The 23,817-nt window shown below is 69.1% G+C and carries 21 protein-coding genes and 1 tRNA gene; 11 read left to right on the top strand and 11 right to left on the bottom strand.

The window, feature by feature from the left end:
• Positions 1-54 precede the first annotated feature (54 nt).
• A complete protein-coding gene (locus tag STRCI_RS18050) occupies positions 55-1,623 on the bottom strand; it encodes a sodium:solute symporter family protein (protein WP_269659983.1) in 1,569 nt (522 codons plus the stop codon).
• Positions 1,624-1,749: 126 nt separating this feature from the next.
• Complete coding sequence (locus STRCI_RS18045; RefSeq protein ID WP_269659982.1) at positions 1,750-2,535, bottom strand: SDR family oxidoreductase; 786 nt, start codon at positions 2,533-2,535, stop codon at positions 1,750-1,752.
• Positions 2,536-2,610: 75 nt separating this feature from the next.
• On the opposite strand from STRCI_RS18045, the gene STRCI_RS18040 reads away from it, so the two are divergent.
• Positions 2,611-3,438 carry a hypothetical protein gene (locus STRCI_RS18040; protein WP_269659981.1) on the top strand — a complete coding sequence of 276 codons (828 nt, stop codon included), beginning with the start codon at positions 2,611-2,613 and terminating at the stop codon, positions 3,436-3,438.
• Between the two features lie 4 nt (positions 3,439-3,442).
• Here STRCI_RS18040 and STRCI_RS18035 read toward each other — a convergent pair whose 3' ends face one another.
• Together STRCI_RS18035 and STRCI_RS18030 are read right to left on the bottom strand one after the other, a co-directional pair.
• A complete protein-coding gene (locus STRCI_RS18035; protein ID WP_269659980.1) occupies positions 3,443-5,284 on the bottom strand; it encodes a glycosyltransferase family protein in 1,842 nt (613 codons plus the stop codon).
• Positions 5,285-5,490: 206 nt separating this feature from the next.
• Positions 5,491-8,103, bottom strand: a complete 2,613-nt coding sequence (locus STRCI_RS18030; protein WP_269659979.1) for a D-alanyl-D-alanine carboxypeptidase — start codon at positions 8,101-8,103, stop codon at positions 5,491-5,493.
• A 218-nt stretch (positions 8,104-8,321) separates the two neighbouring features.
• Between STRCI_RS18030 and STRCI_RS18025 the strand changes: the two genes are divergently transcribed.
• The 3 genes from STRCI_RS18025 (at position 8,322) to STRCI_RS18015 (ending at position 10,646) form a co-directional block, all read left to right on the top strand.
• The gene (locus STRCI_RS18025; protein ID WP_269659978.1) at positions 8,322-9,077 is read left to right on the top strand and encodes a GOLPH3/VPS74 family protein; all 756 of its coding nucleotides are present in this window, start codon (positions 8,322-8,324) and stop codon (positions 9,075-9,077) included.
• 302 nt (positions 9,078-9,379) lie between these two features.
• Positions 9,380-10,237 carry a helix-turn-helix domain-containing protein gene (locus tag STRCI_RS18020; protein WP_269659977.1) on the top strand — a complete coding sequence of 286 codons (858 nt, stop codon included), beginning with the start codon at positions 9,380-9,382 and terminating at the stop codon, positions 10,235-10,237.
• A gap of 217 nt (positions 10,238-10,454) precedes the next feature.
• Positions 10,455-10,646, top strand: coding sequence for a DUF397 domain-containing protein (locus tag STRCI_RS18015; protein WP_269659976.1), 192 nt, complete (start codon positions 10,455-10,457; stop codon positions 10,644-10,646).
• Positions 10,647-10,840: 194 nt separating this feature from the next.
• Here the strand turns inward: STRCI_RS18015 and STRCI_RS18010 are convergent, their stop codons facing one another.
• From STRCI_RS18010 to STRCI_RS18000, 3 genes are all read right to left on the bottom strand, one after another.
• Positions 10,841-11,713: a MerR family transcriptional regulator gene (locus STRCI_RS18010; protein ID WP_269659975.1), complete on the bottom strand. Its 873-nt coding sequence runs from the start codon at positions 11,711-11,713 to the stop codon at positions 10,841-10,843.
• 55 nt (positions 11,714-11,768) lie between these two features.
• Positions 11,769-12,278 carry a glutathione peroxidase gene (locus tag STRCI_RS18005; RefSeq protein ID WP_269659974.1) on the bottom strand — a complete coding sequence of 170 codons (510 nt, stop codon included), beginning with the start codon at positions 12,276-12,278 and terminating at the stop codon, positions 11,769-11,771.
• A 284-nt stretch (positions 12,279-12,562) separates the two neighbouring features.
• On the bottom strand, positions 12,563-13,531 hold the full coding sequence (locus STRCI_RS18000; protein WP_269659973.1) for a helix-turn-helix domain-containing protein: 969 nt from the start codon (positions 13,529-13,531) through the stop codon (positions 12,563-12,565).
• Positions 13,532-13,598: 67 nt separating this feature from the next.
• Here STRCI_RS18000 and STRCI_RS17995 point away from each other — a divergent pair, with 67 nt between their 5' ends.
• The 3 genes from STRCI_RS17995 to STRCI_RS17985 all read left to right on the top strand — a co-directional run bounded on the left by STRCI_RS17995 (position 13,599) and on the right by STRCI_RS17985 (position 17,493).
• On the top strand, positions 13,599-14,801 hold the full coding sequence (locus STRCI_RS17995; RefSeq protein ID WP_269659972.1) for an MFS transporter: 1,203 nt from the start codon (positions 13,599-13,601) through the stop codon (positions 14,799-14,801).
• A gap of 166 nt (positions 14,802-14,967) precedes the next feature.
• Positions 14,968-16,533 (top strand): cellulase family glycosylhydrolase, encoded by a 1,566-nt coding sequence (locus STRCI_RS17990; protein ID WP_269659971.1) that lies wholly within the window; start codon positions 14,968-14,970, stop codon positions 16,531-16,533.
• A gap of 375 nt (positions 16,534-16,908) precedes the next feature.
• Positions 16,909-17,493: a TetR/AcrR family transcriptional regulator gene (locus tag STRCI_RS17985; protein WP_269659970.1), complete on the top strand. Its 585-nt coding sequence runs from the start codon at positions 16,909-16,911 to the stop codon at positions 17,491-17,493.
• Positions 17,494-17,673: 180 nt separating this feature from the next.
• Here the strand turns inward: STRCI_RS17985 and STRCI_RS17980 are convergent, their stop codons facing one another.
• From STRCI_RS17980 to STRCI_RS17965, 4 genes are all read right to left on the bottom strand, one after another.
• A complete protein-coding gene (locus tag STRCI_RS17980) occupies positions 17,674-18,240 on the bottom strand; it encodes a Uma2 family endonuclease (RefSeq protein ID WP_269659969.1) in 567 nt (188 codons plus the stop codon).
• Positions 18,241-18,842: 602 nt separating this feature from the next.
• A tRNA-Ser gene (locus tag STRCI_RS17975) sits at positions 18,843-18,919 on the bottom strand.
• Between the two features lie 66 nt (positions 18,920-18,985).
• Positions 18,986-19,258: a cold-shock protein gene (locus STRCI_RS17970; protein ID WP_269659968.1), complete on the bottom strand. Its 273-nt coding sequence runs from the start codon at positions 19,256-19,258 to the stop codon at positions 18,986-18,988.
• A 298-nt stretch (positions 19,259-19,556) separates the two neighbouring features.
• The gene (locus tag STRCI_RS17965) at positions 19,557-20,312 is read right to left on the bottom strand and encodes a GntR family transcriptional regulator (protein WP_269659967.1); all 756 of its coding nucleotides are present in this window, start codon (positions 20,310-20,312) and stop codon (positions 19,557-19,559) included.
• A 79-nt stretch (positions 20,313-20,391) separates the two neighbouring features.
• Between STRCI_RS17965 and STRCI_RS17960 the strand changes: the two genes are divergently transcribed.
• The 4 genes from STRCI_RS17960 to STRCI_RS17940 all read left to right on the top strand — a co-directional run bounded on the left by STRCI_RS17960 (position 20,392) and on the right by STRCI_RS17940 (position 23,791).
• The gene (locus tag STRCI_RS17960) at positions 20,392-20,670 is read left to right on the top strand and encodes a hypothetical protein (RefSeq protein ID WP_269659966.1); all 279 of its coding nucleotides are present in this window, start codon (positions 20,392-20,394) and stop codon (positions 20,668-20,670) included.
• A 734-nt stretch (positions 20,671-21,404) separates the two neighbouring features.
• Positions 21,405-22,136 carry a GntR family transcriptional regulator gene (locus tag STRCI_RS17950; RefSeq protein ID WP_269664578.1) on the top strand — a complete coding sequence of 244 codons (732 nt, stop codon included), beginning with the start codon at positions 21,405-21,407 and terminating at the stop codon, positions 22,134-22,136.
• Positions 22,133-22,423, top strand: a complete 291-nt coding sequence (locus STRCI_RS17945; protein WP_269659964.1) for a hypothetical protein — start codon at positions 22,133-22,135, stop codon at positions 22,421-22,423. The genes STRCI_RS17950 and STRCI_RS17945 overlap by 4 nt, the downstream gene beginning before the upstream one ends.
• 729 nt (positions 22,424-23,152) lie before the next feature.
• Positions 23,153-23,791, top strand: coding sequence for a response regulator (locus tag STRCI_RS17940; protein ID WP_269659963.1), 639 nt, complete (start codon positions 23,153-23,155; stop codon positions 23,789-23,791).
• Positions 23,792-23,817: the final 26 nt, after the last annotated feature.

The following is a 23,817-nucleotide window of genomic DNA, read 5'->3' as shown; positions in this document are numbered from 1 at the left end:
TCTTGTTTTTGAAGTAGCAGATTTCAAATCGGGTAGCGACGCGCGGGCCGGGCGTCAGTCCTTCACTCGGGTCGCCAGCACGTCGTCCCCGGCCGGTGCGGGAGCGGCCAGCGCCGCCGCCCCGTCCCCGTCCGTGTTCACCTTGTCGATGACGGCCAGGCGCTCGGGGGTGTCCTCCGGCTTGAGGTAGCCGATCAGGATGTACAGGACCAGGGACACGGCGAGCGGGATCGAGACCTGGTACTGGAGCGGCACCCCGCCGTCGACGTTCCAGTGGATCGGGTAGTTGACCAGCCAGAAGGCCAGCAGGCCCATCGACCAGCTGGTCAGGGCCGCGGTGGGACCGGAACGGCGGAAGGGCCGCAGCAGGCCCAGCATCATCGGGATCGCCATCGGGCCCATCAGACCGGCCACCCACTTGATGACGACCGTGATGATGTCCCCGAACGTGGGCGAGTTGACCTGGGTGGCCGCCGCCATGGACAGGCCCAGGAAGACCACCGTCGTCACCCGGGCGACCCTGAGGCCCTGACCCTCGCTCCAGGTCCGCGCCCGGCGCCAGATCACCGGTGCGCAGTCCCGGGTGAACACCGCCGCGATGGCGTTGGCGTCGGAGGAGCACATCGCCATGGTGTGGGAGAAGAAGCCGACGATCACCAGGCCCAACAGGCCGTGCGGCAGGAGCTGTTCGGTCATCAGGCCGTAGGAGTCGGAGCCGTCCGGCTTCTGCGACTCCACCAGCAGCGGCGACATCCACATCGGGAAGAACAGCACCAGCGGCCAGATCAGCCACAGCGCCGCCGACAGCCGGGCCGACCGCTCCGCCTCACGCGCACTCGGCGTCGCCATGTACCGCTGCGCCTGGTTGAGCATGCCGCCGTTGTACTCGAACAGCTTGATGAAGAGGAACGCGAGCAGGAAGACGGTTCCGTACGGCCCGACGAGCGGCTTGTCGTGGCCCTGGAGCGCCGGCTCGTCCCAGGCGCCGAAGAATCCGATGCCCTTGTCGTCCAGTTCCATGACCACGGCCACGAACATCGCGATACCGGCGAGGAGTTGGATGACGAACTGCCCCAACTCCGTCAGCGCGTCCGCCCACAGGCCGCCGATCGTGCAGTACACGGCCGTGATGCAACCGGTGATCAGGATGCCCTGGTTCAGCGAGATCCCGGTGAACACGGACAGCAGGGTGGCGATCGCCGCCCACTTCGCGCCCACGTCCACGATCTTCAGCAGCATCCCGGACCAGGCCAGCGCTTGCTGGGTCTTCAGGTCGTACCGGTTCTTCAGGTACTCCAGCGGGGAGGCCACATGGAGCCGGGAGCGGAGCCGGTTGATCCGCGGGGCGAACAGCTTGGACCCGATGGCGATGCCCAGGGCGATCGGGAAGGACCAGGTGACGAAGGATGTGACGCCGTAGGTGTAGGCGATGCCCGCGTAGCCCGTGAACATGACCGCGCTGTAGCCGGACATATGGTGCGAGATCCCGGAGAGCCACCACGGCATCTTCCCGCCGGCCGTGAAGAAGTCGCTCACGTTGTCCACGCGTTTGTGCGACCAGATGCCGATCGCCACCATCACGCCGAAATAGCCGATGAGCACGGCCCAGTCGAGACCGTTCATGTGCGCCCTCCCAGGGTTCGACCCGGCGCTCATCGTGGGCGCTGCCTCGTGAACACGACAAGTGAGCGTAGGGTCAAGGGGAGGTAAAAGTATTCGTGATGGTGGTTCTGATTTATGTATGTGAACTCATCGCATCAGCTCCCCGGCGTTGACCAGCAACGATTGTCCGGTGATCGCTCGGGCCCGATCCGACACCAGGAACACCGCCGCATCCGCCACATCACCGTCCGTGGCCAGTTCCGGCAGTGCCATCCGGTCCGTCAGCCGCTTCAGCACGGCCGGTTCCCCGACCCCTTCCGTCTGCGCGGTGAACTGGACGTACGCCTGCACCGGCGGCCCCCACATCCAGCCCGGCAGCACGGTGTTGACCCGGATCCGGTCCGGGCCGAGCTCCCGCGCCAGCGAGTACATCGCGCTGGTCAGCGCCCCCTTGGACGCGGCGTACGCGGCCTGCCGCACCTGCGAGGGGGCCGCCACCGCCGACTGCGTCCCGATGAACACCACCGAGCCGCCCCGCTCCCTGAGCGAGGGCAGACATGCCCGCGTCATCCGCAGCGAGCCGAGCAGGTTCACATCGAGCACCGACTGCCAGGTGGCGAAGTCGGCATCCTGGAGTCCGCCGAAGTAGCTGTCCCAGGCGGCCACATGGACCACCCCGTCGATCCGCCCGAACCGCTCCAGCGCCAGCCCCGCCAGCGCCTCGCACTGCCGCTCGTCGGTGATGTCGGTCGTCCGGTACGCCGTGTGCGCCCCGTCCGGATCGATCTCCGCCGCGCTCTTGGCGAGGTTGGCCTCCGTCCGCGCCCCGAGGGCCGCGTTCCCCCCGTCCCGTACGACCGCCGCCGCGATCTGGTGCCCGAGTCCGGGCCCGACCCCCGACACGACCACGGTCCTGCCCGCGAGCAGTGACATCTCGACCCCTCCTGACCCTGGACCTCTATCTGACGGAGCGTCAGAGTATGGGCGACCGTAAGAAAGGGGAACCGCATGAGCGACGACACCCGCAGCGACGTCTACGCCGAACTGGCCGCCGTCGGCCCGTACGGAGTCCGCCCGGGCCACGCCCTGATCACCATGGTCGAACCGCACCCGGGCCATGAGTACGCCTACAACCGCTGGTACGAGGACGATCACTACTACGCCGGCGCGATGGCCATGCCCTGGATGTACTCGGGCCGCCGCTGGGTCGCCACCCGGGATCTGCAACTCCTGCGCGCACCCGAGAAGTCGGCCGTGGCCCAGCCCGTCACCGCGGGCTGCTACCTCTCCACGTACTGGATCACCGCGGGCCGCTACGCCGACCACATGAAGTGGACCGTCGCCATCAACAAGCGCCTCAACCGCGACGCCCGCGTCTACCAGGACCGCACCCACGTCTTCACCGCGTTCCAGGACCACGAGGCCACGGTGTACCGCGACGGGGCCGCCGGGCCCCGGGACTTCCACGCGCTGGACCACCCCTACGCGGGCCTGGTCCTGGAGGTGATCGACGCCGACTCGGCCGAGCAGCGCGCCGAACTGCTGGAGTGGCTGCGCTCGCGGCATCTGCCCAAGCGCCTCGCCGGTTCCCCGGCCGCCATGGTGACGATCTTCCGGCCCACGCCGCTGCCCGGCGACCGGATGACCTACGTCAAGCAGGTCGAGGGCGTCGACACCCGGCTGACGCTGCTGTGGTTCCTGGAGGCCGATCCGCGGGAGTGCTGGGAGCCTTACTTCACCGGCCTGAGCACCGAGGGACTCGGCCGGATCGAGCTACGGGCCCCCTTCGTGCCGACGGTCCCCGGCACCGACAAGTACGTGGACCGGCTGCGCTGACGGGCTACCTCAGCTCGTCCGGACACGGAGTGCCGCGCGGCACGTCGTAGGGCGCCGCCAGCCGGTAGGTGCCCGCCTTCGGGGCCACCAGCATCGTCCACCTGTCCCCGAGCGCGTCCTCCTCGGTCTCCAGCAGACAGCCGTTGACGTTGTCGTACGTCCTCGGCTCGCCGTCCGCGCGGTCCCTGGACGCCTCCGTCTCCTTGGGCGGATCGAGCTTCCTGCCCTCGGCGTCGACGATGCTCAGCCACGGCGAGTACGGGATCCGGATCAGCACCCGCCCCGGCTCGCTCACCCGCATCGTCCACTCGCCCTGCTCGGCCCGCTCCACCACGGTGTTCGGCTCGGCCAGCGGCGCCGGGTCGATCACCTGGAACAGCTGCCAGTTGGCGTCGCCCCACACCTGCTTCAGATACGGCATCCCGCGCTGCACCAGCTGCCGCTCGCGCTGGCCGCCGTCCCCGTCCGGGTCGTCCTTCGGCACCACCACGAAGTGCACCGCCCAGCGGTTCAGCCACTCCAGATAGTTCGCCGAGTTCAGGGTGTCGTCGTAGAAGAGCGGATTGCGCTCCATGTCGGCCTGGCGGTTCCAGCCGCGGGCGAGATTGACGTACGGCGCGAGCGCGGACGCCTCGCGGTGCGAGCGGGCCGGGACGACCTCCACCCGGCCCTTCTCGGCGCCGACCTCCTGGAGCTCGTTGACCAGCGGCGCCAGCTCGCGGGCCCAGGAGGCGGCCGGGGTGGTGTGCACGATGTCGACGACCGTCTTCGCGCCGATCCACACCGTGAACCCGACGACGGCCAGCACGGTCGCGTACCACTTGCGCGAGCGCGGCACCGTGAACGGCAGCGCCGCCACCAGCGCGACCCCCGCGAACAGCATCGACAGCCGGGTGATGTTGGACCCGATCTGCGAGTTGATCAGCCACACCAGCAGCACCGACAGCGCGTAGACCCCCGAGGTCAGCCGGACCGTCGACCACTCCTTGGGGACGAGGAAGAGCACCAGCACCGCGGAGGCGAACGGCAGCAGCACCGAGGCGATGTTCATCGGCTGCGTCCCGGAGAAGGGGAACAGCCACGCCGACACGGCCACCACCGCGGTCGGCGCGAGCCCCAGCGCCCAGGCGCCGGGCCGCCGCTTCTGGAGGAACATCGCCACCGCGATCAGACCGACGAACAGCCCGGCGACCGGCGAGGCCATCGTCGCCAGCGCGGCCAGCGGGGCCGCGGCGAGCGCCTTCGCCCAGCGCTTGTAGCGCCAGCGGTACGGCCAGCAGAAGACGACCGCCACCGCGCCCAGCGCGAACATGGTGCCGAGCCCGTAGGTGACCCGGCCCGAGGCCGCGTTGCACAGCAGCGCGAACACCCCGGCCAGCGCGGCCCACAGGGGATTGCGCACGGACCGGCTGCGGATGAGGACGAGCGTGAGGAGCCCGGCGGTGACGGTCCCGGCGATCATCATCGTCGTCCGGACGCCCAGCACGGACATCAGATACGGCGAGACGACGCTGTACGACACCGGGTGCATCCCGCCGTACCAGGCCAGGTTGTACGCCGAGTCCGGGTGCCGGCCGACGAACTCGGCCCAGGCGTCCTGGGCGGCGAGGTCGCCGCCGCTGTTGGCGAAGGTGAAGAACCAGACGATGTGCAGGACACCGGCGAGGGCGGTGATGGAGAGGACGGGGTGGCGCAGGAGTCGCTCACGGAGGGTGAGGAGGGCGGACTTCGCGCCGCTCCCCGGGTGCTCCTCTGCCGGGGGCTCGGGCACGCGTATTCGCGGGCCGGTTCCCGGGCCCGTCTCGGCGGCGTCGTTGTCGGCGCGTGTCGGCTCAGCGGTGGCCACCGTTAAGGCACTCCCCGTGGTGTCCGGTCTTCTGTTCTGGCCGCGTCGAGTTTCCCGCGTGTTGTCGGCCCTGTACCTGAGGTTTTTTCGGCCGCGCCTTGTGGGCGACGACCTGACCCGTTTCGTGACGCTAGCACGCAGCCCGCCGAGCGGCTCCCGGGGTGGGGCCCGCCGACGGGCTGCGGTGCTTTTGCGCTGTATGTGCTTCAGAGAATGCGAGTGAGCTTCGCCATGAACCCGGGCTCGACGAGGTCGCTCTGGAGCGCCACCGGCACCTTGACCGCGCCCGCGGTGCCGCCGTCGCCGACGGTGAGCGTGCCGACCTTGGTGCCGGCCTTCGCCTCGTGCGGTACGGCGTCGGCGGCGAAGTCCAGCTCCACCTTCAGCCCCGACCAGCCGGCCGCCTTGACGTCCTTCGTCGCCACGACCGCGGTACGGCCGCCGAGGCCGTCGTCGACGTATCCGACGACATCGCCCTTCTTCAGCAGCGTCGCCGACTCCAGGGCGCCCTGTGCGGCGCGGATCAGCTGGTCGCCGGAGTCGAGCGCGGCGGCGAGGATGCCACCGCCCGCGTCCGGCTGCCGCACCACGGCGCCGACGATGGTCCGCGTCTCGCCGCCGACGTCCTGCTTCGCGGCGAACACCAGGTTGCCGAGGGCGGAGGTGGTGGTGCCGGTCTTGATGCCGACGACGTTGTTCTTCCCGACGAGCTGGTTCCAGTTGCCGTGGTTCTGCCCCTTGTAGTCGTCGTAGGACATCATCGCGGCGACCTCGCGGAAGGCGGGCGACTCCATGGCGGCCTTGGCGAGCTTGACCTGGTCCACGGCGGTGGAGACGGTGGTGTCGTTGAGCCCCGAGGGATCGGTGTACGTCGTGTTGCTCATCCCGAGGTCCTCGGCAGCGGAGTTCATCTTCTCCACGAAGGCCTTCTCGGAACCGGCGTCCCAGCGGGCGAGCAGCCGGGCGACGTTGTTCGCGGACGCGATGAGAATGCTCTCCAGGGCCTCGCGCTCGGTGATGGAGTCACCGGCGAAGACATCGACGGTGGACTCCTGCCCGGCGTCGGACTGCTCCTCGGCGGCCTGATCGATCTCGATCTTCGGGCCTTCTTCTCCGCTCTTGAGCGGATGGTCGCGAAGGATGACATAGGCGGTCATGACCTTGGCGACACTGGCGATCGGCACGGGCTTCTGGTCGCCGGAGGAGCCGAAGGTACCGATGCCCTGGACATCCAGCGCGGCCTGTCCGTCGGCGGGCCAGGGGATGTCGACCTTCGACCCCTCGAAGGTGTACGAGGACTTCGCGGTGAGGTCGAGCGTGGGCGTCGGCACCGGTCGTACGGACTGCACGATCGCGAACACGACGACGAGCAGCAGGACGAGCGGGGTCCAGATCTTCACCCGGCGCACCAGGGTGCGGACCGGTGTCTCCGGCGGCGGCGGGGTGTTGGTCAGCTCCGCCAGCAGATCGAGCGGCGGCTTCGGCGGCAGCGGCTGCTGCGTCGTCCGCTCCGGGCCGACCTGGGGGATCGCGGTGGTGATGTCCGACTTCAGCGGGACGAACCGCAGGGCGGTGGTCGGCTGATCGACGGGCTTGGCATCGCCCTCGCCCGTCGTCGTCTTCCCACCCGCACGGCTCGCGTCGCCGGGCGCGGGTGGGGTGGCCTTGGGCGGGGTGGGGGCGGCTTTGTCGGTGGCGGGCTTGCCTTCGGCGGGGGCCGGGGTTGCCTTGTCGGCGGCGGAGGCGGATCGGGCGGATTCGCCTTCGGCGGGCGCGGCCGGGGTGGCCTTGTCCGCGGGGGATTCGCCTTCGGCGGACGGGGTGGCCTTGTCGGCGGCGGGCTCGGGCGTCGTGGCCTTGGCGTTGACGAATGAGAACTGGGTGGTCTTGGTGTCCACCGGCGCGGAGGCGTCGCGCGGAGAGCCTTCGGCGGCGTCGGGTGCGGCCGCGCTCTGGGGGTCGCCCTCGGCGGTGGGCGCGGCCGTGGCCCGCTGCTTGCTGTCGTCGTCGGCGGGGGTCGCCGTGGCCTGCGCGGGATTGCTGTCGCCGGCGGGCGGGGTGGTGTCCCCCTCGGTGGTGGCGTCGCTGGTGGGCGGGGTGGTGGCCTGCTCGGTGGTCTTGGCGTCGTTGGCGGGCGCGGGTGCGTCGGCCGACGGGGTCTCGTCGGTCGTGCGGGCGGGCTTCGCGTCCTGGGCGGCGGGGGCCTTGTCGTCCGCGTCGTCCGTCGCCTCTTCGGCAGCTTCCGGCTGGTCCTCGGTGGCCGTGGCGGCTTCCGGGGCGGTGTCCGCGTCGTCGTCCGAGTCGTCGGCGGTGGCCTCCGGCTCCGGCTCGGCGTCCTCGGGCTCCTCGTCCTCCCCGGCGGGGGTGTCATCGCTGCCGGTCTCGGTCTCGGGTTCGGTGGCAACCCGCTCCGCGTCCCCGGCGGGGGTGACATCGCTGTCGGCGTCAGCCTCGGCGTCGGCCTCCTCCGCCGTATCCGCCGCGTCCGTGCCCCCGGCCGCGCGGTCGTCGCCGCTGGCGACCCAGGCCGCCACGGCGGCGCGCAAGCGGTCGTTGCCCGGGGCGGCGGGCTCGGCCTCGGGCTGGTCCGGCTCCTCGGACGCCTCGGACGGCTCCGAAGGCTCCGGCGCCGTGTTCCTGGCCTCCGCCAGGTCCTGGGCCGACAACACTCGCGTCGCCGTGTCGACGCCTCCGCGGGACATCGCGAGACGGGGGTCGGTGGATTTGTTCCGGGCTTCCGGAACCGCACCCGCGCTCCCCGACGTCGGTTCTGCCGACGACTCGCGCTGCTTCGAACTGTCGGGGGACTCGCCCGCCACCGATGCCTCCTAAACCGTGCTAAGTCTGAACCGTCGCCGCCCGGGACACCGCTCCGCAGCGCTGTCCGAACCATGTACCAGTGTCCTGTGTGCGGGCTTGCCTGACGCTGAAGACGAGAACGACATACCTACTGGTTCCCTTACAAACAGGTCACGCACCCTCGACAGACCAATGTGAGAGGGGTCACCCTGTCTTTCATCCACGCGGGGAGGCATGGATGGGCAGGAGCCGCAGAACAATTCCGGAGGAGCTTCTGCTGCTGGCACTGGACCCGGCCACGGGTACCACTGCACAGCCGCAGTCGCTCGACCTCGGTCTGGCCGGAGCACAGCTAGTGGAGCTGGCGCTGGCCGGACGGATAGCCCCTGACGGGGATCGTATCGCCGTGGTGGCACCACGGCCGACTGGAGATCCGACTTTGGACTGTGCGTTGGAGTTGCTGCGCAGGCGTGGCGCTCCCGTACGTGCCGTCCACTGGATCGGCGGGCCCCGGCTGGGGTTGCGCCAGACCTACCTCTCGCATCTGGAGCGGTGCGGCATGGTTGCTGCCGTACCGGGACAGATGTGCGGGGTGCTGCCGACGACTCGCTACCAGGCGACGGACACCGAAATCAGCCGGGAGATCAGGTCCCGGCTGGACTCCGCGATCCGCACCGGCGTACCGCCGGACCCGCGGACCGCGGCGCTCGCCGCACTGGCGCACGCGGTCGGCCTCGGCAAGCACCTGTACCCGGGCAACGAGGGTCGCTCCTCGCGCTCCCGGTTGCGGGACCTGATCAGGCACGACCCCATGGGCGGTCTCGTCGCGCACGCCGTGATGGACGTCCAGAACGGCGTCGCGGCCCAGCCGCGCCGCAGCCCCGCTCCGGCAGGCCGCCAGCCGGCCCCCGGTGGCAGGGTGGCACCGGAACCCGCTCGTGGCGTTCCGATGCAACCGCGCCGAGGCTCGATGGCACGCGTCGTGGCTCACTGAGCCGCAGTTCCACGACGTAGGCCCGCACGTCAGCACCGTCCCCCAGACCGGTACGGGAGCCGCTGGTCCGCGCGGGGCGACGGGACCGCTGTGTCCGGACGACGACACGGTCCCGCCGCCTCGCGCGGCCGCATGTCCGGGCGCACGGGAATGCCCCGGCAATCTGACGCCATGCCCCGAACTGGCGTGTATGCAGCGCATATCCACCGTTTCCCAGCGGTAGAAAGCACCTTGGTGGCAGTCTGCTCAACAGCAGATACGCAAAGTCGCAAGCAGTACATGCAGCCGGAGGTGCACGTCCCGTGGCGTCCAATGTCAATCCCACTGTCAGGCGCCGCCGGCTGGGTCAGGAGTTGCGCCGGCTCCGCGAACTCAAGGGCATGACGGCCGAGGAGGTGGCCGAGCGGCTGCTGGTCTCCCAGTCGAAGATCAGCCGCCTGGAGAACGGCCGCCGCAGCATCAGCCAGCGCGACGTGCGTGATCTGTGCGGGGTCTACGAGGTCGAGGACGTCCGGATCGTCGACTCCCTGATGCAGATGGCCAAGGACTCCCGCCAGCAGGGCTGGTGGCACTCCTTCGGTGACATCCCGTACAGCGTCTACATCGGCCTGGAGACCGACGCGGCGAGCCTTCGGGTGTACGACCCGCAGGTCGTCCCCGGTCTGCTCCAGACGAAGAGCTACGCGGAGGCGCTGATCGCGGGCGCGCTGCCGGAGGTCACCCCGACCGACATCGACAAGCGCGTCCAGGTGCGGCTGCGCCGACAGGAACGTATCTCTGCCCCGGAGAACCCGCTGCGCCTGTGGGCCGTCCTGGACGAGGCGGCGCTGCGCCGCGAGGTCGGCAGCCGGCACGTGATGATCGAGCAGCTGGAGCACCTCATCGAGATGTCCCGGCTGCCCCATGTCACCGTGCAGTGCATCCCGTTCAGCATGGGCGCCCACCCCGGCGTGAGCGGCCAGTACGCGATCCTGGAGTTCCCGGACGCCGCCGACTCCAGCGTGGTCTACATCGAGGGCGTGACCAGCGACCTCTATCTGGAGAAGGCGCAGGACGTGCAGAAGTACAGCGTGATGTACGAGCACTTGAGGGCCCAGGCGCTCAACGCCGACCAGAGCCGGGAGTTCATCGCGAAAGTGGCAAAGGACTACGCCTCCTGAGGTGCGGCGCCGGAGGGTACAGGTTCGCCCAGCCGTGGCGGAAGTCCCCATTGGAATATGCCACCCAGTCGAGTGAATAGTCGCTCCGCACATCGATGTTGGCGAGTAGCGTCGATCACGCCATCAAGGAACACCGATTGGCGCAAACGTGTCGTGCGGACAGTACGTCCGGTACGGCACGCGGACAGCAACTCAGCAACTGGTTACCGGAGCGAACATGGCAATCAAGCAGGGTGTCACGGACACGTGGGTCAAGTCCTCGTACTCGCAGGGCAATGGCGCATGCGTCGAGATCAAGTCCCCTGTCGTGTCGGCAATGGCCGTACGGGACTCCAAGGTCACCGACGGCCCCGTCCTGGCGTTTCCCGCGAGCGCGTGGAACACCTTCGTCGCCTCGGTCAAGGCGTAAGGGGGCTGCTCCCCTGAGCCTCGGCCGATGACGATCGACAGACGATCGACAACTGCACAAGCACCACGCAAGAGCCCTCTCGACCAGCCCGCCGTCCTTGCCGAGGGGGCTCGGCTTGTGCCCGGCGGCGCAGCACAACGCGCCCGCCGGGCACGGCCGTTCATGGGTCAGGGCAAATCACCGTACGGCGCCGGTCACTTCACCGGGAAGGCCACGTCGCACACCGCGTCCTCGGGGCCCGCGGCGTCCCAGTCGGCGAAGTAGATCTCCCGGCACGGGCCCGCCATCCACAGCCCCTGCCGCGGGATCCACTCCTCCACCGCCTCGAAGGCGGTCAGGATCTGCGGATGCGCCACCTGGGCCTTGGTGATCCTGGTGTACGCCAGCCGCTGGGCGGGCTCCACGCGCACCTTCGTCGCATGGGTACGGCCCTGCTTCTCGACCCACGCACGGGCCGCCGCCTCATCGGCAACGGGCACGCACGACTCGGCCGGTCCGTCGCTTTCCATGGACACATCGGAGTGGTACACGACGAACGGCGCGCCGGTGCTGCCGCCGCACTCCCGCGCGCCCGCCTCCAGCCGCCCGAGCGAGGTGCCGATCCACGCCGGCAGCTCGCCCGCCAGGACGTGCCGCATCTCGGTGATCAGCACCTGCTCGGGCACGTCCACCGTCTCGACCACGAATTTCTCGTACATCTCGGAGTTCCTCCCCGACAGTCGTCCACGGAGGTACTCGGCGAGCGTCCGCTGCCCCGCCACTCGCGCCTCGACCTCGGCCCAGTAGGCGTCGAGCCGGTCGGCGGCCGTGGCCCCGTCCGGCGCCTCGACGACCTCGGCGATCCGCGCGAGCGGCATGTCCAGCTGGCGCAGAAGTGCCACCAGGCGGGCGCCCTCGATCTGGTCGGCGCGGTAGTAGCGGTAGCCGCTGACCTCGTCGACGTGCGCGGGAGCGAGCAGGCCCAGCCGGTCGTACAGGCGCAGGGCCTTGGCCGACAGCCGCGCCCTCGCGGCGAACACACCGATGGTGAGCAGGTCGCCCTCGTCCACGGCCTCATCCTCCGTCACCGGGCGGCTCTTCCGCCCGGTGCCAAGGAGGCTCGGCTCTGCCCCAGGGGCAAGGTCAACCCGCGATCCGCGCCTCGACCGCGGCGATGAGCTCCGCGGCTTCCGGCTCGGTCTGCGGCGAGAACCGGCCGACGACGCGCCCGTCCCGCCCGATCAGGAACTTCTCGAAGTTCCACCGGATGTCCCCGCTGTGCCCTTCCCCATCGGCGAACTCCACGAGCCGCTGATAGAGCGCGTGCCGCCCCTCCCCGTTCACCTCGACCTTCTCGGTCATCGGAAAGGTCACGCCATACGTGGCCGAACAGAACTCGGCGATCTCCTCGGCGCTCCCGGGCTCCTGCCCGAGGAACTGGTTACAGGGCACACCGAGCACCGTGAACCCCTGCCCGGCGTACCGCTCGTGCAGCTTCTCCAGCCCCGAGTACTGCGGCGTGAGCCCACACCGAGAGGCCACATTCACCACGAGCACAACCTGCCCGACATACTGCTTGAGCTCCGCACCCCCACCGGCCAACGCACCGATCTCAACACCCAGCGGGCTGCCATTGCTGCTGTCTACAGTCATACCCCGGATGCTAGCCCCGCCGCCGGCACCGCCAGCCTGCGGGCACCCGCCCCGCCCCGCCGCGGGCACCCGCCCAGCCGAGGACACCCGCCCCGCCCAGCCGCAGGCAGCCGTACGACTGGGCGACACCCACCCGCGCAGCTGCGGGCAGCCACGCCGCCGAGCCCGCCTAGCTGCGGGCAGTCACGCCGCTGGGCGGCACGGGTGGGCTGGGGGTCCCCCTCTCTGGGGGGACCCCGCAGGCGCGGGCGAGCGCACTCACCCCACCCGCGCACCGCCCCGCTTCACCCCCGCCCAGCCTCCACCAGCACATCCCCCGCCCCCGTCCGCACATACAGCACCGACCGCCCCGCCCGCCGCCGCTCCACCAGCCCCGCGTCCAGCAGCACCCGCAGATGCCGCCCGACCGACCCGAGCCCCTGCCCGGTCACGGCGACCAGCTGCGTCGTGCTCATCGGCGCCCCGAGCAGCACCAGCACCCCGGCCCGCGCAGCGCCGAGCAGCGGCCCCAGAGCGGACGGCACCGCCCGCCGCCCGTGCTGCTCGGCGAGGACTCCGGTGCAGGGGTAGACGACGGCGTACCGCTCCCGCCCCTCCTCCCAGGACACCCACCCCGTCTTCGGCGTCACCGGCACGAACACCAGCTCGGCCCCGGAGATCTCCCGAGGCGGATACTCATGCCGGTTCACCTGGAACCGGCTCTCCCCGAGCCACCGCGTCCCCGGCCGCAGCGAATCCAGCACCGCCGCCCACCCGCTCCGGCTCACCTGCACGGTCCGCGCGACCACATCGGCCTCCAGCACCCGCCGACGCCGGTCCCAGTCCGGCCGTACGGTCTCCTCCCACACGTACCGCAACAGTCCCGCCGCCCGCTCCGGCAGATCATCGCGTTCCAGCTCCGCGGGGAGCGGCCCGGCGAGGGACAGGGCGAGATGGGCGCGGGCGTCCTCGGGGCGTACCGAACCCACCCGGGCGACCCCCTCCGCGAAGGACTCCCCGTCACGCGGCGTGGGCGTGAGGAAGTCCGCGATCCAGTCCCGCCCGAGCCCGGCCCGTACCAGCAGCCCGGTCACCGGATCCGCGGCCAGCCGCGCCCGGTAGCCGGGCAGATGCGCCCGCAGCCAGTCCCGCTCCCCGGGATGCGCACCCGCACCCGCGTGCAGCAGCTTCAGGCTCGCGAAGGTCTCCGCGAGCGGCGAGAGCACGAACCGGCTGCGTGCGAGCGTGTCCGCGTTGACCTGCCACCACCCCATGACCCCACCTTTCGCACCCGTGCGAAACATTAACGGCACCCGCCGGAGCCACCACAGACTCCGCTCCATGCCCGCCAACAGCTACCGAGCCCTCTTCCGCACCCCCGAGTTCACCCCCCTCTTCCTCACCTCCTCGGCCCACGTCGCCGCTCAGACGACGGCCGGCCTCGCGCTCGGCACCCTGGTGTACCGGGCCACCGACTCCCCGCTGCTGTCGGCGGTGAGCATGTTCGGCCCGTCCCTGGCCCAGGTACTGGGCGCGACCCTGTTCCTCTCCGGCGCCGACCGCCTGCCCCCGAGGGCGACCCTGACGTACCTCTCCCTGGCCTTCGCGGCGGCCACGGCCCTCCTCGCGGCCCCCGGCCTGCCGATCTGGGCGGTCTTCGTCGTCCTCCTGGCCCAGGGCCTGATCGCCTCCCTCGGCGGGGGAGTCCGCTGGGGCCTGCTGAACGAGATCCTCACCAAGGACGGCTATCTGGCGGGCCGTTCGGTCTTCAACATGATGAGCGGCATCACCCAGATCACCGGCTACGCGGCGGGCGGCGCCCTGCTCACCCTCCTCTCCCCGCGCACCTGCCTCCTCCTCTCCGCCCTGCTCTACGCCCTGGCCGCGGCCGGAGTCCGCCTCCGCCTCACCCCCCGCCCGCCCCGCGCCACCGGCCGCCCGTCGATCACCACCACCTGGCGCACCAACGCCCTCCTCTGGTCCTCCCGCCCCCGCCGCACGGTCTACCTCGCCCTGTGGCTCCCCAACGGCCTGATCGTGGGCTGCGAATCGCTCTACGTCCCCTACGCCCCCGAGTCCGCCGGCACCCTCTTCGCCTGCGCGGCGCTGGGCATGCTGATCGGCGACGTGACGGTGGGCCGCCTGATCCCACCCGCGCGGCGCGCCCGGCTCGGAGTACCGCTCCTGATCCTGCTGGCGACGCCGTACGCCTTCTTCGCGCTCGGCCCGCCCGTACCGCTGGCCGCGCTCGCGGTGGCGCTGGCGTCGGTGGGGTTCGGGGCGAGCCTGGTCCAGCAGGAGCGGCTGATGACGCTGACCCCGGACGAACTGAGCGGCCACGCCCTGGGGTTGCACTCGGCGGGCATGCTGACCTTGCAGGGTGTGAGCGCCACGCTGGCGGGTTCGGTGGCCCAACTGACCTCTCCCGCCACGGCGATGACCGTACTGGCGGTGGCGTCACTCGCGGTGACGGCGGGGCTGGCGAGGGGACTGCGGGTACCGGTGTCCGTGTCGAAGCGAGTCGAACAGCGTCCAGCATCTTGACGTGTTCCTGGCGACCTGGGTACATGTGTGGGAGCGCTCCCATGTTCCCTTCTGATGCTTTCCGGTGCTCACTTCCTCAGGAGTCGCAGTGAGAACACACAAAAGCCCCCCGACGGCGAGGCTGTTAACCGCCCTGGCCACCCTCCTCGGCCTGCTGGTCCTCGGAATGACCCCCGCCCAGGCCGCGCCCGCCCCCGTCGCCCCCCAGGCCACCGGCCTGCACATCGGCGACGGCCGCCTCCTGGAGGCCAACGGCAACGACTTCGTGATGCGCGGCGTGAACCACGCGCACACCTGGTACCCCGGCGAGACCCAGTCCCTCGCCGACATCAAGGCACTCGGCGCGAACAGCGTCCGGGTGGTCCTCTCCAACGGCCACCGCTGGACCAGGAACACCGCCGAGGACGTGGCCGCGGTCATCGCGAGCTGCAAGGCCAACCGCCTGATCTGCGTACTGGAGGTGCACGACACCACCGGCTACGGCGAGGAGGCGGCGGCCGCCACGCTCGACTCGGCGGCCGACTACTGGATCGGCCTGAAGGACGTCCTGGCCGGCCAGGAGAACTACGTCATCGTCAACATCGGCAACGAGCCCTGGGGCAACACCGATCCGGCGGGCTGGACGGCACCGACGATCGCGGCGATACAGAAACTGCGGTCGGCGGGCCTGGAGCACACGATCATGGTGGACGCCCCGAACTGGGGCCAGGACTGGCAGAACGTCATGCGCACCAACGCCCAGTCGGTGTACGCGGCCGACCCGACCGGCAACCTGATCTTCTCCATCCACATGTACAGCGTGTACGACACGGCGGCGGAGATCACCGACTACCTGAACGCCTTCGTCTCCGCCCGACTCCCCATCCTGATCGGCGAGTTCGGGGGCCCGGCGGACCAGTGGGGCGACCCGGACGAGGACACGATGATGGCCGCGGCGCAGAACCTGGACCTCGGCTACCTGGCCTGGTCCTGGAGCGGCAACACGGACCCGATCCTCGACCTCTCCATCGGCTTCGACCCGAACCAGCTCAGCAGTTGGGGCCAGCGCATCTTCCACGGCGCGAACGGCATAGCCCAGACGTCCGAGGAAGCCACGATCTTCAGCGGCTCCGGTTCCGACACCCAGCCCCCGACGGCACCCGGAACCCCGACGGCCTCCGCGAAGACGGCGACGTCGGTGACGCTGACCTGGCCGGCCGCCACGGACAACGTGGCCGTGACGGCGTACGACGTAGTCCGTGTCACCGGCACCTCCGAGTCCCCGGCGGCCTCCTCCACCACCCGCACGGCGACGATCACGGGCCTCACCGCGAACACGGCGTACACCTTCGCGGTCTACGCCCGTGACGCGGCGGGCAACCGCTCACCGCGCTCCACCACGGTGACGGTCACCACGGACGACACCCCCGCGGGCAACTGCTCCGTCGGCTACCGCGTGTCCAACGAGTGGCCGGGCGGCTTCCAGGGCGAGCTCACGATCCGCAACACCGGTACCGCGGCCGTGAACGGCTGGACCCTGGCCTTCGCCTTCCCCGACGGCCAGACCGTCACGAACATGTGGGGCGGCACCCCGGCCCAGAACGGCGGCGCGGTGTCGGTCGCCTCGGTCTCCTGGACGAACACGATCCCGGCGGCGGGCTCGGTGACGGTCGGCTTCACCGGCACCAAGGGAACGGCCAACACCGCCCCGAGGGCCTTCACCCTGAACGGCACGACCTGCACGACGACCTGACCGCCCCAGGGCCGGAGGCGCCGGCATGGCCTCCGGCCCCCCACTCGCTGAGGACCTCGACAAGAAGAACGACCCCCCCCGACACCGAGAAGCACCCGGCGACCCCGGTGGCGACCCCAGCCCGCCGCATCGCCCGCCGATAGTCGCTTCCGGGGGTTCCAGCTCTGTAGGGAATGGTTGCTCCCGGTCAGTACGGGGGCGGCCCGGAGAAGCAGTCCGGGACCCACCCGACGACCGGGCTCGGCTGATGGCCGGCGAGAGACCCGCCAGAACCGGCTGCGCACACCCTCCCCATGCCGCCCCGATAGACTATGACGGTTGTCATAACCGATCGGTCGTCGCAGGCCGAGCAAGCACACAGGTGGTGTCGTGTCGGTGTCCAAGGAAAGCGCGCCGTCGCGGGAGCGGATCGTGGCCGGCGCCGCAGACATGATCAGCCGACGCGGTCTGAGCGCGACGAGCATCCGGGAGATGGCCAAGCACGCCAAGGCGCCGCTCGGCTCGACGTACCACTACTTCCCCGAGGGCAAGCAGCAGTTGGCCACGGAGGCGGTCCGCTACACGGGCGACTGGGTGGCCCGCCGCCTGCGCAGAGAACTGGAGGCGGGCCCGGCGGAGGGACTGGACGCCTTCCTGTCCCTCTGGCGCACGATCGTCGTGGAGAGCGACTTCCACGCGGGCTGCCCCGTCCTGGCCGTAGCCATCGAAGAACCCCCGACCGACGAACTCCCACCCGCCCTGACAGCGGCGGCGGAGGTCTTCACCGAATGGCAGTCCCTACTGGCAGCGTCCCTCCGCGCCCACGGCACGGAACCCGAGCGAGCAAGACAACTGTCCACCCTGATCGTCGCGGCGGTCGAAGGCACGGTAGCCCTCTGCCGAGCCCAACGCAGCACCCGCCCCCTGGACGACACAGCAGAACAACTACGGTCCCTGATCGCCGGGGCAACGGACCACTGACCCCGATCAGCCCCGAACCGCACAGGAGTGGGATCGGGTCCTTGCCGGGTGTTGCCGCGCGATGCTCCTTCCCCTGGTCAGAACCGCGCGGCGAGCCACTTGATCCGGCTCATGCCGCCCTGTATCGGACCGTCCGCTCACGCATCGCTCACGCGCTGCCGACTGCTGAGCAGCGCATGATCAGACCTGGCCGAGGTCGATCTCCACCGGGAAGGGGGCCGCGACCTTGAGGACGCCGGTGAACACGTCACCGTCCCGGTAGGTTTTCGTCGCGGGGTCGAGAACGTAGGTGTACACGAGAGGAACGCCTGTCGCGGCCTGCTCGATCCTCCAGTAGAAGCCGATGCCTGCCTTGGCGTACTGGTCGACCTTCACGATCCGGTCGGTGGTCTCCGAGCCCGGCGACACCACCTCGGCGACCAGCAGCACGTGCTCAGGACGGGTAGGGGTGATGTCGATCGTGTCTGCGCGGTACACGACGACGTCCGGGCGGCGATTGGTGAGCGGGACGTCCTGAAGCCGGACGTCGAAGTCAGTGTCGGCGTTCCACTCCGGGCCCGAGGCGGCATCCAGGGCGTTCGCGAGAATCCGAGCCAGCCGGTTGTGCCGCTTGGACGCACTCGGACTCACGACGACCATCCCGTCCACGACCTCGATGCCGGCGCACTGCTCCTCGGACCAGGACTCGTACTCCTCCGCAGTGATCTGCTCATGCATCCACGCCGGGGCCGTCATCTCGGCCGCCATGAAGCACCTCCCGGACACTGTGCTGCGGGCCCGATCCCGCTGGATTCAGCGTACTGTCTGCCATCCGTCCGGCAGGCTGATCCCGCTCACGCCCCTCCCCGTTGGCCGGCATCCGACCAGCGAGTCCACGACTGTGAGGAACCAGCGTGGTGGACTCGTCACCAGGGGATCGGAACGGCGACGTGAAGCCTCGGTCGCAGGACGCACCGAACGCCGAAGGGCGGTTGGATTCGACGGTTCCGGCGGCAACGGATCGGGCCGGCGTTCTGCCCGCACGGCGGCTTCGGCGTGTCCGCGCCTTTAACTGGGATACCGACCAGGGGCTCACCTACTTCGAGGAAATCGTGCAGCTCCTCGAATGCTTCGGCGTCAGGGGAAACAGGCCGCGTCTTCACCAAGGGGCATGACAAGAACGCTCCATCTCTCCTACCCGCGCAGACGACCGTGGCTCCGAGTCTGTGCCGGAGGATGCTGATCCATTGGGAGGCATTCGGGAGATCAACTCCCCGTCCACTCACGCAAACGGCCCCGGACGAGGAGTCCGAGGCCCGACAAGAGCGCCTCCCTGGGGGGAACCCCCAGGTCAGCGGCGTAACGCGTTGTGCCCCCGGCAGGATTCGAACCTGCGACACCCGCTCTAGGAGTTCGATCACCGCGTCATGCGGGGTGCTGAAACGGCGTGGCACGGTTTGCCGTTGGTCCGGCTGTGGTCGCTTCGGTGTGGCAGCGTTCGCGGCCGTTGATGTCAGCTGTGGATGTCAGCCGGGCGAGGAACGATGCTCACCGCCCGGTAGTCGTACCCGTCCTGCTTGAAGCCGGGTGCTTCCCAGGTGAGATCGACCTGTTGCCCCGGTGACAGTGTGCGAAAGCCGGGCGCCTGAATGTCGGAGTAGTGGCCGAAGCACCCTCCCGGAGTCTCGGGCGAGTCGAGCACACCCCAACCCTCCTCGTCGCTCCACTCGCGCACAGTCGCAGTCACGACTGCGGCGACCTTACGGGTCCCTCTGCGCCGACTCATCTGCCTCTCTCCCATCGATCCCACAAGATCACAAAGATCTGACCGCTCAGGCTGGCACGGTCCTCCGTGGGAAGCACTGTGACGTGGCAGTCATGCCGCCCGAAGATGTACCCACCGTGGCACAGACTTCCGCGTTGAGTACGAGCAGGCTCATGCTCAGGTCATCGGCGCCGCAAGATCCAGAGATTTACCCACCTGGGTAAGGACACCTGCTCTCGAATGGGAAATCCTGGCGTGCGAAGGAAGTAGGTGGCCTATGTGGGAGATGTCGTCGGAGGTCTCGACGCAAGCGGCGCGATCACCGGTTGATCGGAATCTCGTAGACGATCTCGCAGTGTGCGGCGGGTACGACGATGTCCGCCGTTTCCACGGGCCGCCCCTGGTCGCTGTAGTACGGCCGCCGGATGTGCGTGACGAGTGCGGCCTTCTGGATGCCGAGTAGCGAAGCCTCCTCGGCGGTGGCCTGCCGGGGCTCGGGCTGCTCCACGGCGTGGCTGACGATGATGCCGATCTCGGCCATGCGGTTCACGACGCCTGCTCCGGCGTGCGGCCCGCCCTCGGGGAGGACGACGAGCGTGCCCGCAGTGAGGTCGTACGGCTCCCAACTCGTCGACAGCTGCACAGGCTTGCCGTCGGCGAGGAGCTCGTAGGCGGTGCGGACGCACAGCTCACCCTCGGCGATGCCGAGACGGGTGGCGATCTCAGCCGGTGCGGGGACCTTGGCCTCGGTCCGGCTCTCCCAATCGCCTTGCCTGCCGAGGGCCTTCATGTCCGCGCGGAACGGAGACCCGCTGGGCTGCTCGCGCGCCGACGACCGGACCACCCGCACCCGCTGCCGAGGCTCGGCGACGTAGGTACCGGAACCGGCGCGGCCTTCCAAGACCCCCTGGGAGATCAGCAACTCCTGCGCCCGGCGCACCACGTTGTCGCCCACGCCGCACTCCTGGCCGATCTGGGCGCGGGAGGGAAGCCGGTCCCCCGGCTCCCACTCGTGCTCCGCGATCCGCCGCCGGAGTTCGTCGGCGATGCGGAGATAAGGCGGCTGCTCAGGCATATGGAAAATCTAGTCCACTAGCTCTAATCTAGTTAACTAGCTTTACTCAAAGTGATCGCCGGTGGCCGGAGGATGCCCTGTGCCTGCTTCAGAGGTGAGCGCGGAGGCCATCGCATCCCGGTTATCGGCCGTCGGGCTCGCCACCCGTGTGGAGGAGCGCGACGACTGCACGGCCATCGAGGCGGAGGTGCCGCGATCACTCTCCGCCGAGTCATGGCAGGGGGCGCTGGAGGCGGTGGCCATGGCCGACCGCTTCGGCCTCCTCGCCACCAGTTCGGGCGACCGCACGCTCTGGGCGGTCGTACGCAAAGCGGTCCCCGCGACGGGCGATGTCGGGGGACCAGGCCATCAGCGATAGGAGCTGAGCACCGTGTTCAATCGTATCCGCCGCACCGTCGCGCGCCTCAGGAGGCGATACCTCCACAAGGGCAGGCACCGTCGCCCCGCAGGGCATGTCCGGCCGTTACCCGCCTCGTCTGAAGTCGCTTACCGCGCACCGCGGTTCATTAGCCAAGGCGGCGACCACACAACAGGCGTTCTCGTGGGCGAGGAGACAGCGCTCGTGCGCCCGTACGTACTGGCCAGTGAGACACGCGCACACGCACGGCACTGCTCGTCGACTGGGCCCCGGTTCGCCGCGGTGGGTGATCACTGATGCCTCCCCGCCAACAACCCCACGTCACACAGGCGGAGGCCGACTCGTACCGGTCGAGCTCCTGCCGGATCGGCACGCACTCCGCATGTGCGGAGTCCTCCCCGATCACTGCACCGGTCGACGTACCGGTGATCTACGAGTCCTGCGCCTGCTCGTGCCACAGGACCATGGGTCGAGAATCTCCGACGGAGGTGACGCGGTGAGGGGAGGAACACCCGGGGGCGAACTGCTTTCCCCCGTCGAGATCAGCGCGGCCAGTGTGCAGCGCGGCGACGTGATCCAAGTCGGAGGCCAGCAGTACCGAGTGGCCGACATCTTCCAACTGCCCAACGGGGCCAAGCGGCTTGTCTTCGACTCGGGCGAGTGGCTGACGCTGCACACGCGGACCCGCCTGATCGCCTTGCGGCTCCTGAGAGTGCGAGGCGGTGATCCGTCCCGTGCCCTCTCGTCGCGACGCTATCGCGCATGACCTCCGGCACAGGATTGCCACCGGCCGGATCAGGCATGGTGAGCGCCTTCCATCGGAGTCGCACCTCGCCGCGCAATACAGGGTCAGCACACCGACACTGCGAAACGCTCTCGCTGTGCTCCAAGTTGAGGGCCTGGTCGAAAAGGTCCATGGCAAGGGGAACTACGTTTGCCGTCCCCTCAGCAGAATCACGTACGAGGGAGGGCGCCGAACGCTCGCCGCACAGATCGTGGCTGATGCAGCTCTGAGGGTCACCGTCCGCACCACGAAGATTCAGGCCCGCGGGCACCTCACGACCTTGATGAAGGCGTCGACTAACAGCCCCCTGACCGAGTTCATCTGTCTCAGCCATGAGGGCGAGAGACCGCACAGCCTGGCTCGGATCTACGTCCCTTGCGACCTGGTGCCGGCCGCCGTGCCCTGCGAGTCGCCCTCCTTCGACGGGGTGATGCGGCGCCTGCTGGAGCTCCGTCGACCACTGGCGGAAGTCCGGGAGAGGCTCAGCGTCCGCCTCCCGACACCGGAGGAGGCATCCACCCTTCGGATCAGCTCGGCCCTGGCAGTCCTCGCGATTACGCGCCAGACAGCCGATACCACTGGACGCGTCGTCGAGGCCGCGCTCCTGGTGCTACCTGGTGACCGCGTCGACGCGGTGTTCACCACTCACCACGTGATCGAAGAGAGGGCGGCGGAAGAATGACGATGCCGAGCGAACCCCGGCTTCTCCCGTGGACGGGCCCCGACGGCAAGCCCTGCCACCTCATCACCGATGACAGTGACGGCTACTTGTCCCGCTTGGCCGACTACGTCGAATCAACGCAACTCGGCGCGGCGACCGAACTTCTGGACCGAGCGTTAGCCACGCTCGACGACACCAATACGGACTCGAACGACCTGCGGCTCCTGGCGAAGGACCTGGCAGGAGCCCTGCGGGACACACTCCGCGTGGCGATCAGCCGCGGTCACCGACTGACACCGTTTGAGTAGCGCTGTCTCGGAAAGCGGGGTAGCTCGGATGAAGATCCTTCTGAGCTACCCCGCTTTTCCATGTCTCCGGTCGTCGCCGAGCGCCCTCGGATGTCCTTGTATGACCCTTTGCTTCGGGTAGGCCATGGTGATAGCCCGTCGGGAGGGCTGCTCGCCTGATCGAGCCCCAGGCTGCGTGACAGGCCGTTGTCAGTGCCCCTTGCTAGCTTGCCTGGTGGAGTGAGACCGGCCAGAGAACCTTCGAGGTCCGCGGTCAAGGGGGGTGGGCACAAAGGTCCGTGGGAGCCACCTCGGGACTATGTTGCAGGCCGCAGACCCCACCCCCTCATCACTCGGTTAACACGCTTTCCAACTGTGGTGGTGGGGTGGCGGGCGGCATGCAGGGGCGTTCACCTGCGTTCATGGGCGGCCCGCTCGTGGGTTGCAGCCGACTCGTGGTCTCGCCTGAACGGCCGTGAACGCGGCTGAATGAGACGGAAACTGAGACGGGTGGCCATCACGGGTTCCCGGTCACGGACCTGAGGGTGTCGTCCCGCTCGCCGCGCTGGCCGCGGTTCCACACGACGCCATCTGCCCCGCTGTGGCTTGCCGGCGACTGTCTGAGCAGCCTGGGACAGGTCACCTGCGGTTGTCCTGCGCCATCGTTGCACAAACTCGCACGGTCCAGAGGATTCGGCTGATGCACTCGTTTGCTGTACAGCCCCAGCGGCCAGGGCGGATCATGACCACATGCCGGAAGCGATATGGATCAAGTTGATTGGCACATTACCCAGCCTCTTCTGGGCGGCCTTCGCCGTCATCGTATTCCTGTCGTTGCGAGGAACGATCATTCATAGCCTGGTTCCTAGGGTTACCGCACTGCGGGCTCTCGGAGTTGAGGTGGAGATGGCAGGTCAACTACTCGACCGAGTCGCCGAAGGCAGCAATACCCCAGTGACGCCGACCATGAGGCGTGGAATCCTGAGCAGACTGGAGCATGCAGCCGACACACTGAGGAGCGGCAGGATCCTCTGGATTGACGATCACCCTGAGCACAACGGCGCCTTGATCAGCCTTCTCCGGTCTATGGATATGGTTGTAGATACAGCTCGTTCAACCGGCGAGGGACTAATTGCGCTCAGGCATGGCCCGTATGACATCATCCTGACCGACATAGATCGTGATGGAGATCCACAGGCCGGGATCAGCATGCTGCGTGAGTTGGAGGCTGGAAACGTCGATCTTCCCGTCGTGGTGCACTCGCACAACTTCAATCCTGAATTGGGTGTTGACCGACGTATCTTTGCCGCAACCAACAACCCGGTGGAAATCGTGCACTACGTAATCGATCTGATGGAGCGAATCAGGTTCGGGGCGCCGGAGGTCTGAGCTCAGCGGAACGGGGTTGGGCTGGA

The organism is Streptomyces cinnabarinus (assembly GCF_027270315.1).
Classification (GTDB): domain Bacteria; phylum Actinomycetota; class Actinomycetes; order Streptomycetales; family Streptomycetaceae; genus Streptomyces; species Streptomyces cinnabarinus.
Note: the sequence above shows the minus strand (reverse complement) of the source record. Positions and strands in the feature narration are given on the sequence as shown.

Excerpts from the sequence above, each read along its gene's own strand:
- STRCI_RS17995 (WP_269659972.1), top strand. The coding sequence starts at position 13,599 with ATGCCCGCCAACAGCTACCGAGCCCTCTTCCGCACCCCCGAGTTCACC.
- STRCI_RS18025 (WP_269659978.1), top strand. The coding sequence starts at position 8,322 with ATGGGCAGGAGCCGCAGAACAATTCCGGAGGAGCTTCTGCTGCTGGCA.
- STRCI_RS18000 (WP_269659973.1), bottom strand. The coding sequence starts at position 13,531 with ATGGGGTGGTGGCAGGTCAACGCGGACACGCTCGCACGCAGCCGGTTC.
- STRCI_RS17970 (WP_269659968.1), bottom strand. The coding sequence starts at position 19,258 with ATGAGTCGGCGCAGAGGGACCCGTAAGGTCGCCGCAGTCGTGACTGCG.
- STRCI_RS18045 (WP_269659982.1), bottom strand. The coding sequence starts at position 2,535 with ATGTCACTGCTCGCGGGCAGGACCGTGGTCGTGTCGGGGGTCGGGCCC.
- STRCI_RS17940 (WP_269659963.1), top strand. The coding sequence starts at position 23,153 with ATGCCGGAAGCGATATGGATCAAGTTGATTGGCACATTACCCAGCCTC.
- STRCI_RS17945 (WP_269659964.1), top strand. The coding sequence starts at position 22,133 with ATGACGATGCCGAGCGAACCCCGGCTTCTCCCGTGGACGGGCCCCGAC.
- STRCI_RS17980 (WP_269659969.1), bottom strand. The coding sequence starts at position 18,240 with ATGGCGGCCGAGATGACGGCCCCGGCGTGGATGCATGAGCAGATCACT.
- STRCI_RS18040 (WP_269659981.1), top strand. The coding sequence starts at position 2,611 with ATGAGCGACGACACCCGCAGCGACGTCTACGCCGAACTGGCCGCCGTC.
- STRCI_RS18015 (WP_269659976.1), top strand. The coding sequence starts at position 10,455 with ATGGCAATCAAGCAGGGTGTCACGGACACGTGGGTCAAGTCCTCGTAC.
- STRCI_RS17990 (WP_269659971.1), top strand. The coding sequence starts at position 14,968 with ATGACCCCCGCCCAGGCCGCGCCCGCCCCCGTCGCCCCCCAGGCCACC.
- STRCI_RS18050 (WP_269659983.1), bottom strand. The coding sequence starts at position 1,623 with ATGAACGGTCTCGACTGGGCCGTGCTCATCGGCTATTTCGGCGTGATG.
- STRCI_RS17965 (WP_269659967.1), bottom strand. The coding sequence starts at position 20,312 with ATGCCTGAGCAGCCGCCTTATCTCCGCATCGCCGACGAACTCCGGCGG.
- STRCI_RS18005 (WP_269659974.1), bottom strand. The coding sequence starts at position 12,278 with ATGACTGTAGACAGCAGCAATGGCAGCCCGCTGGGTGTTGAGATCGGT.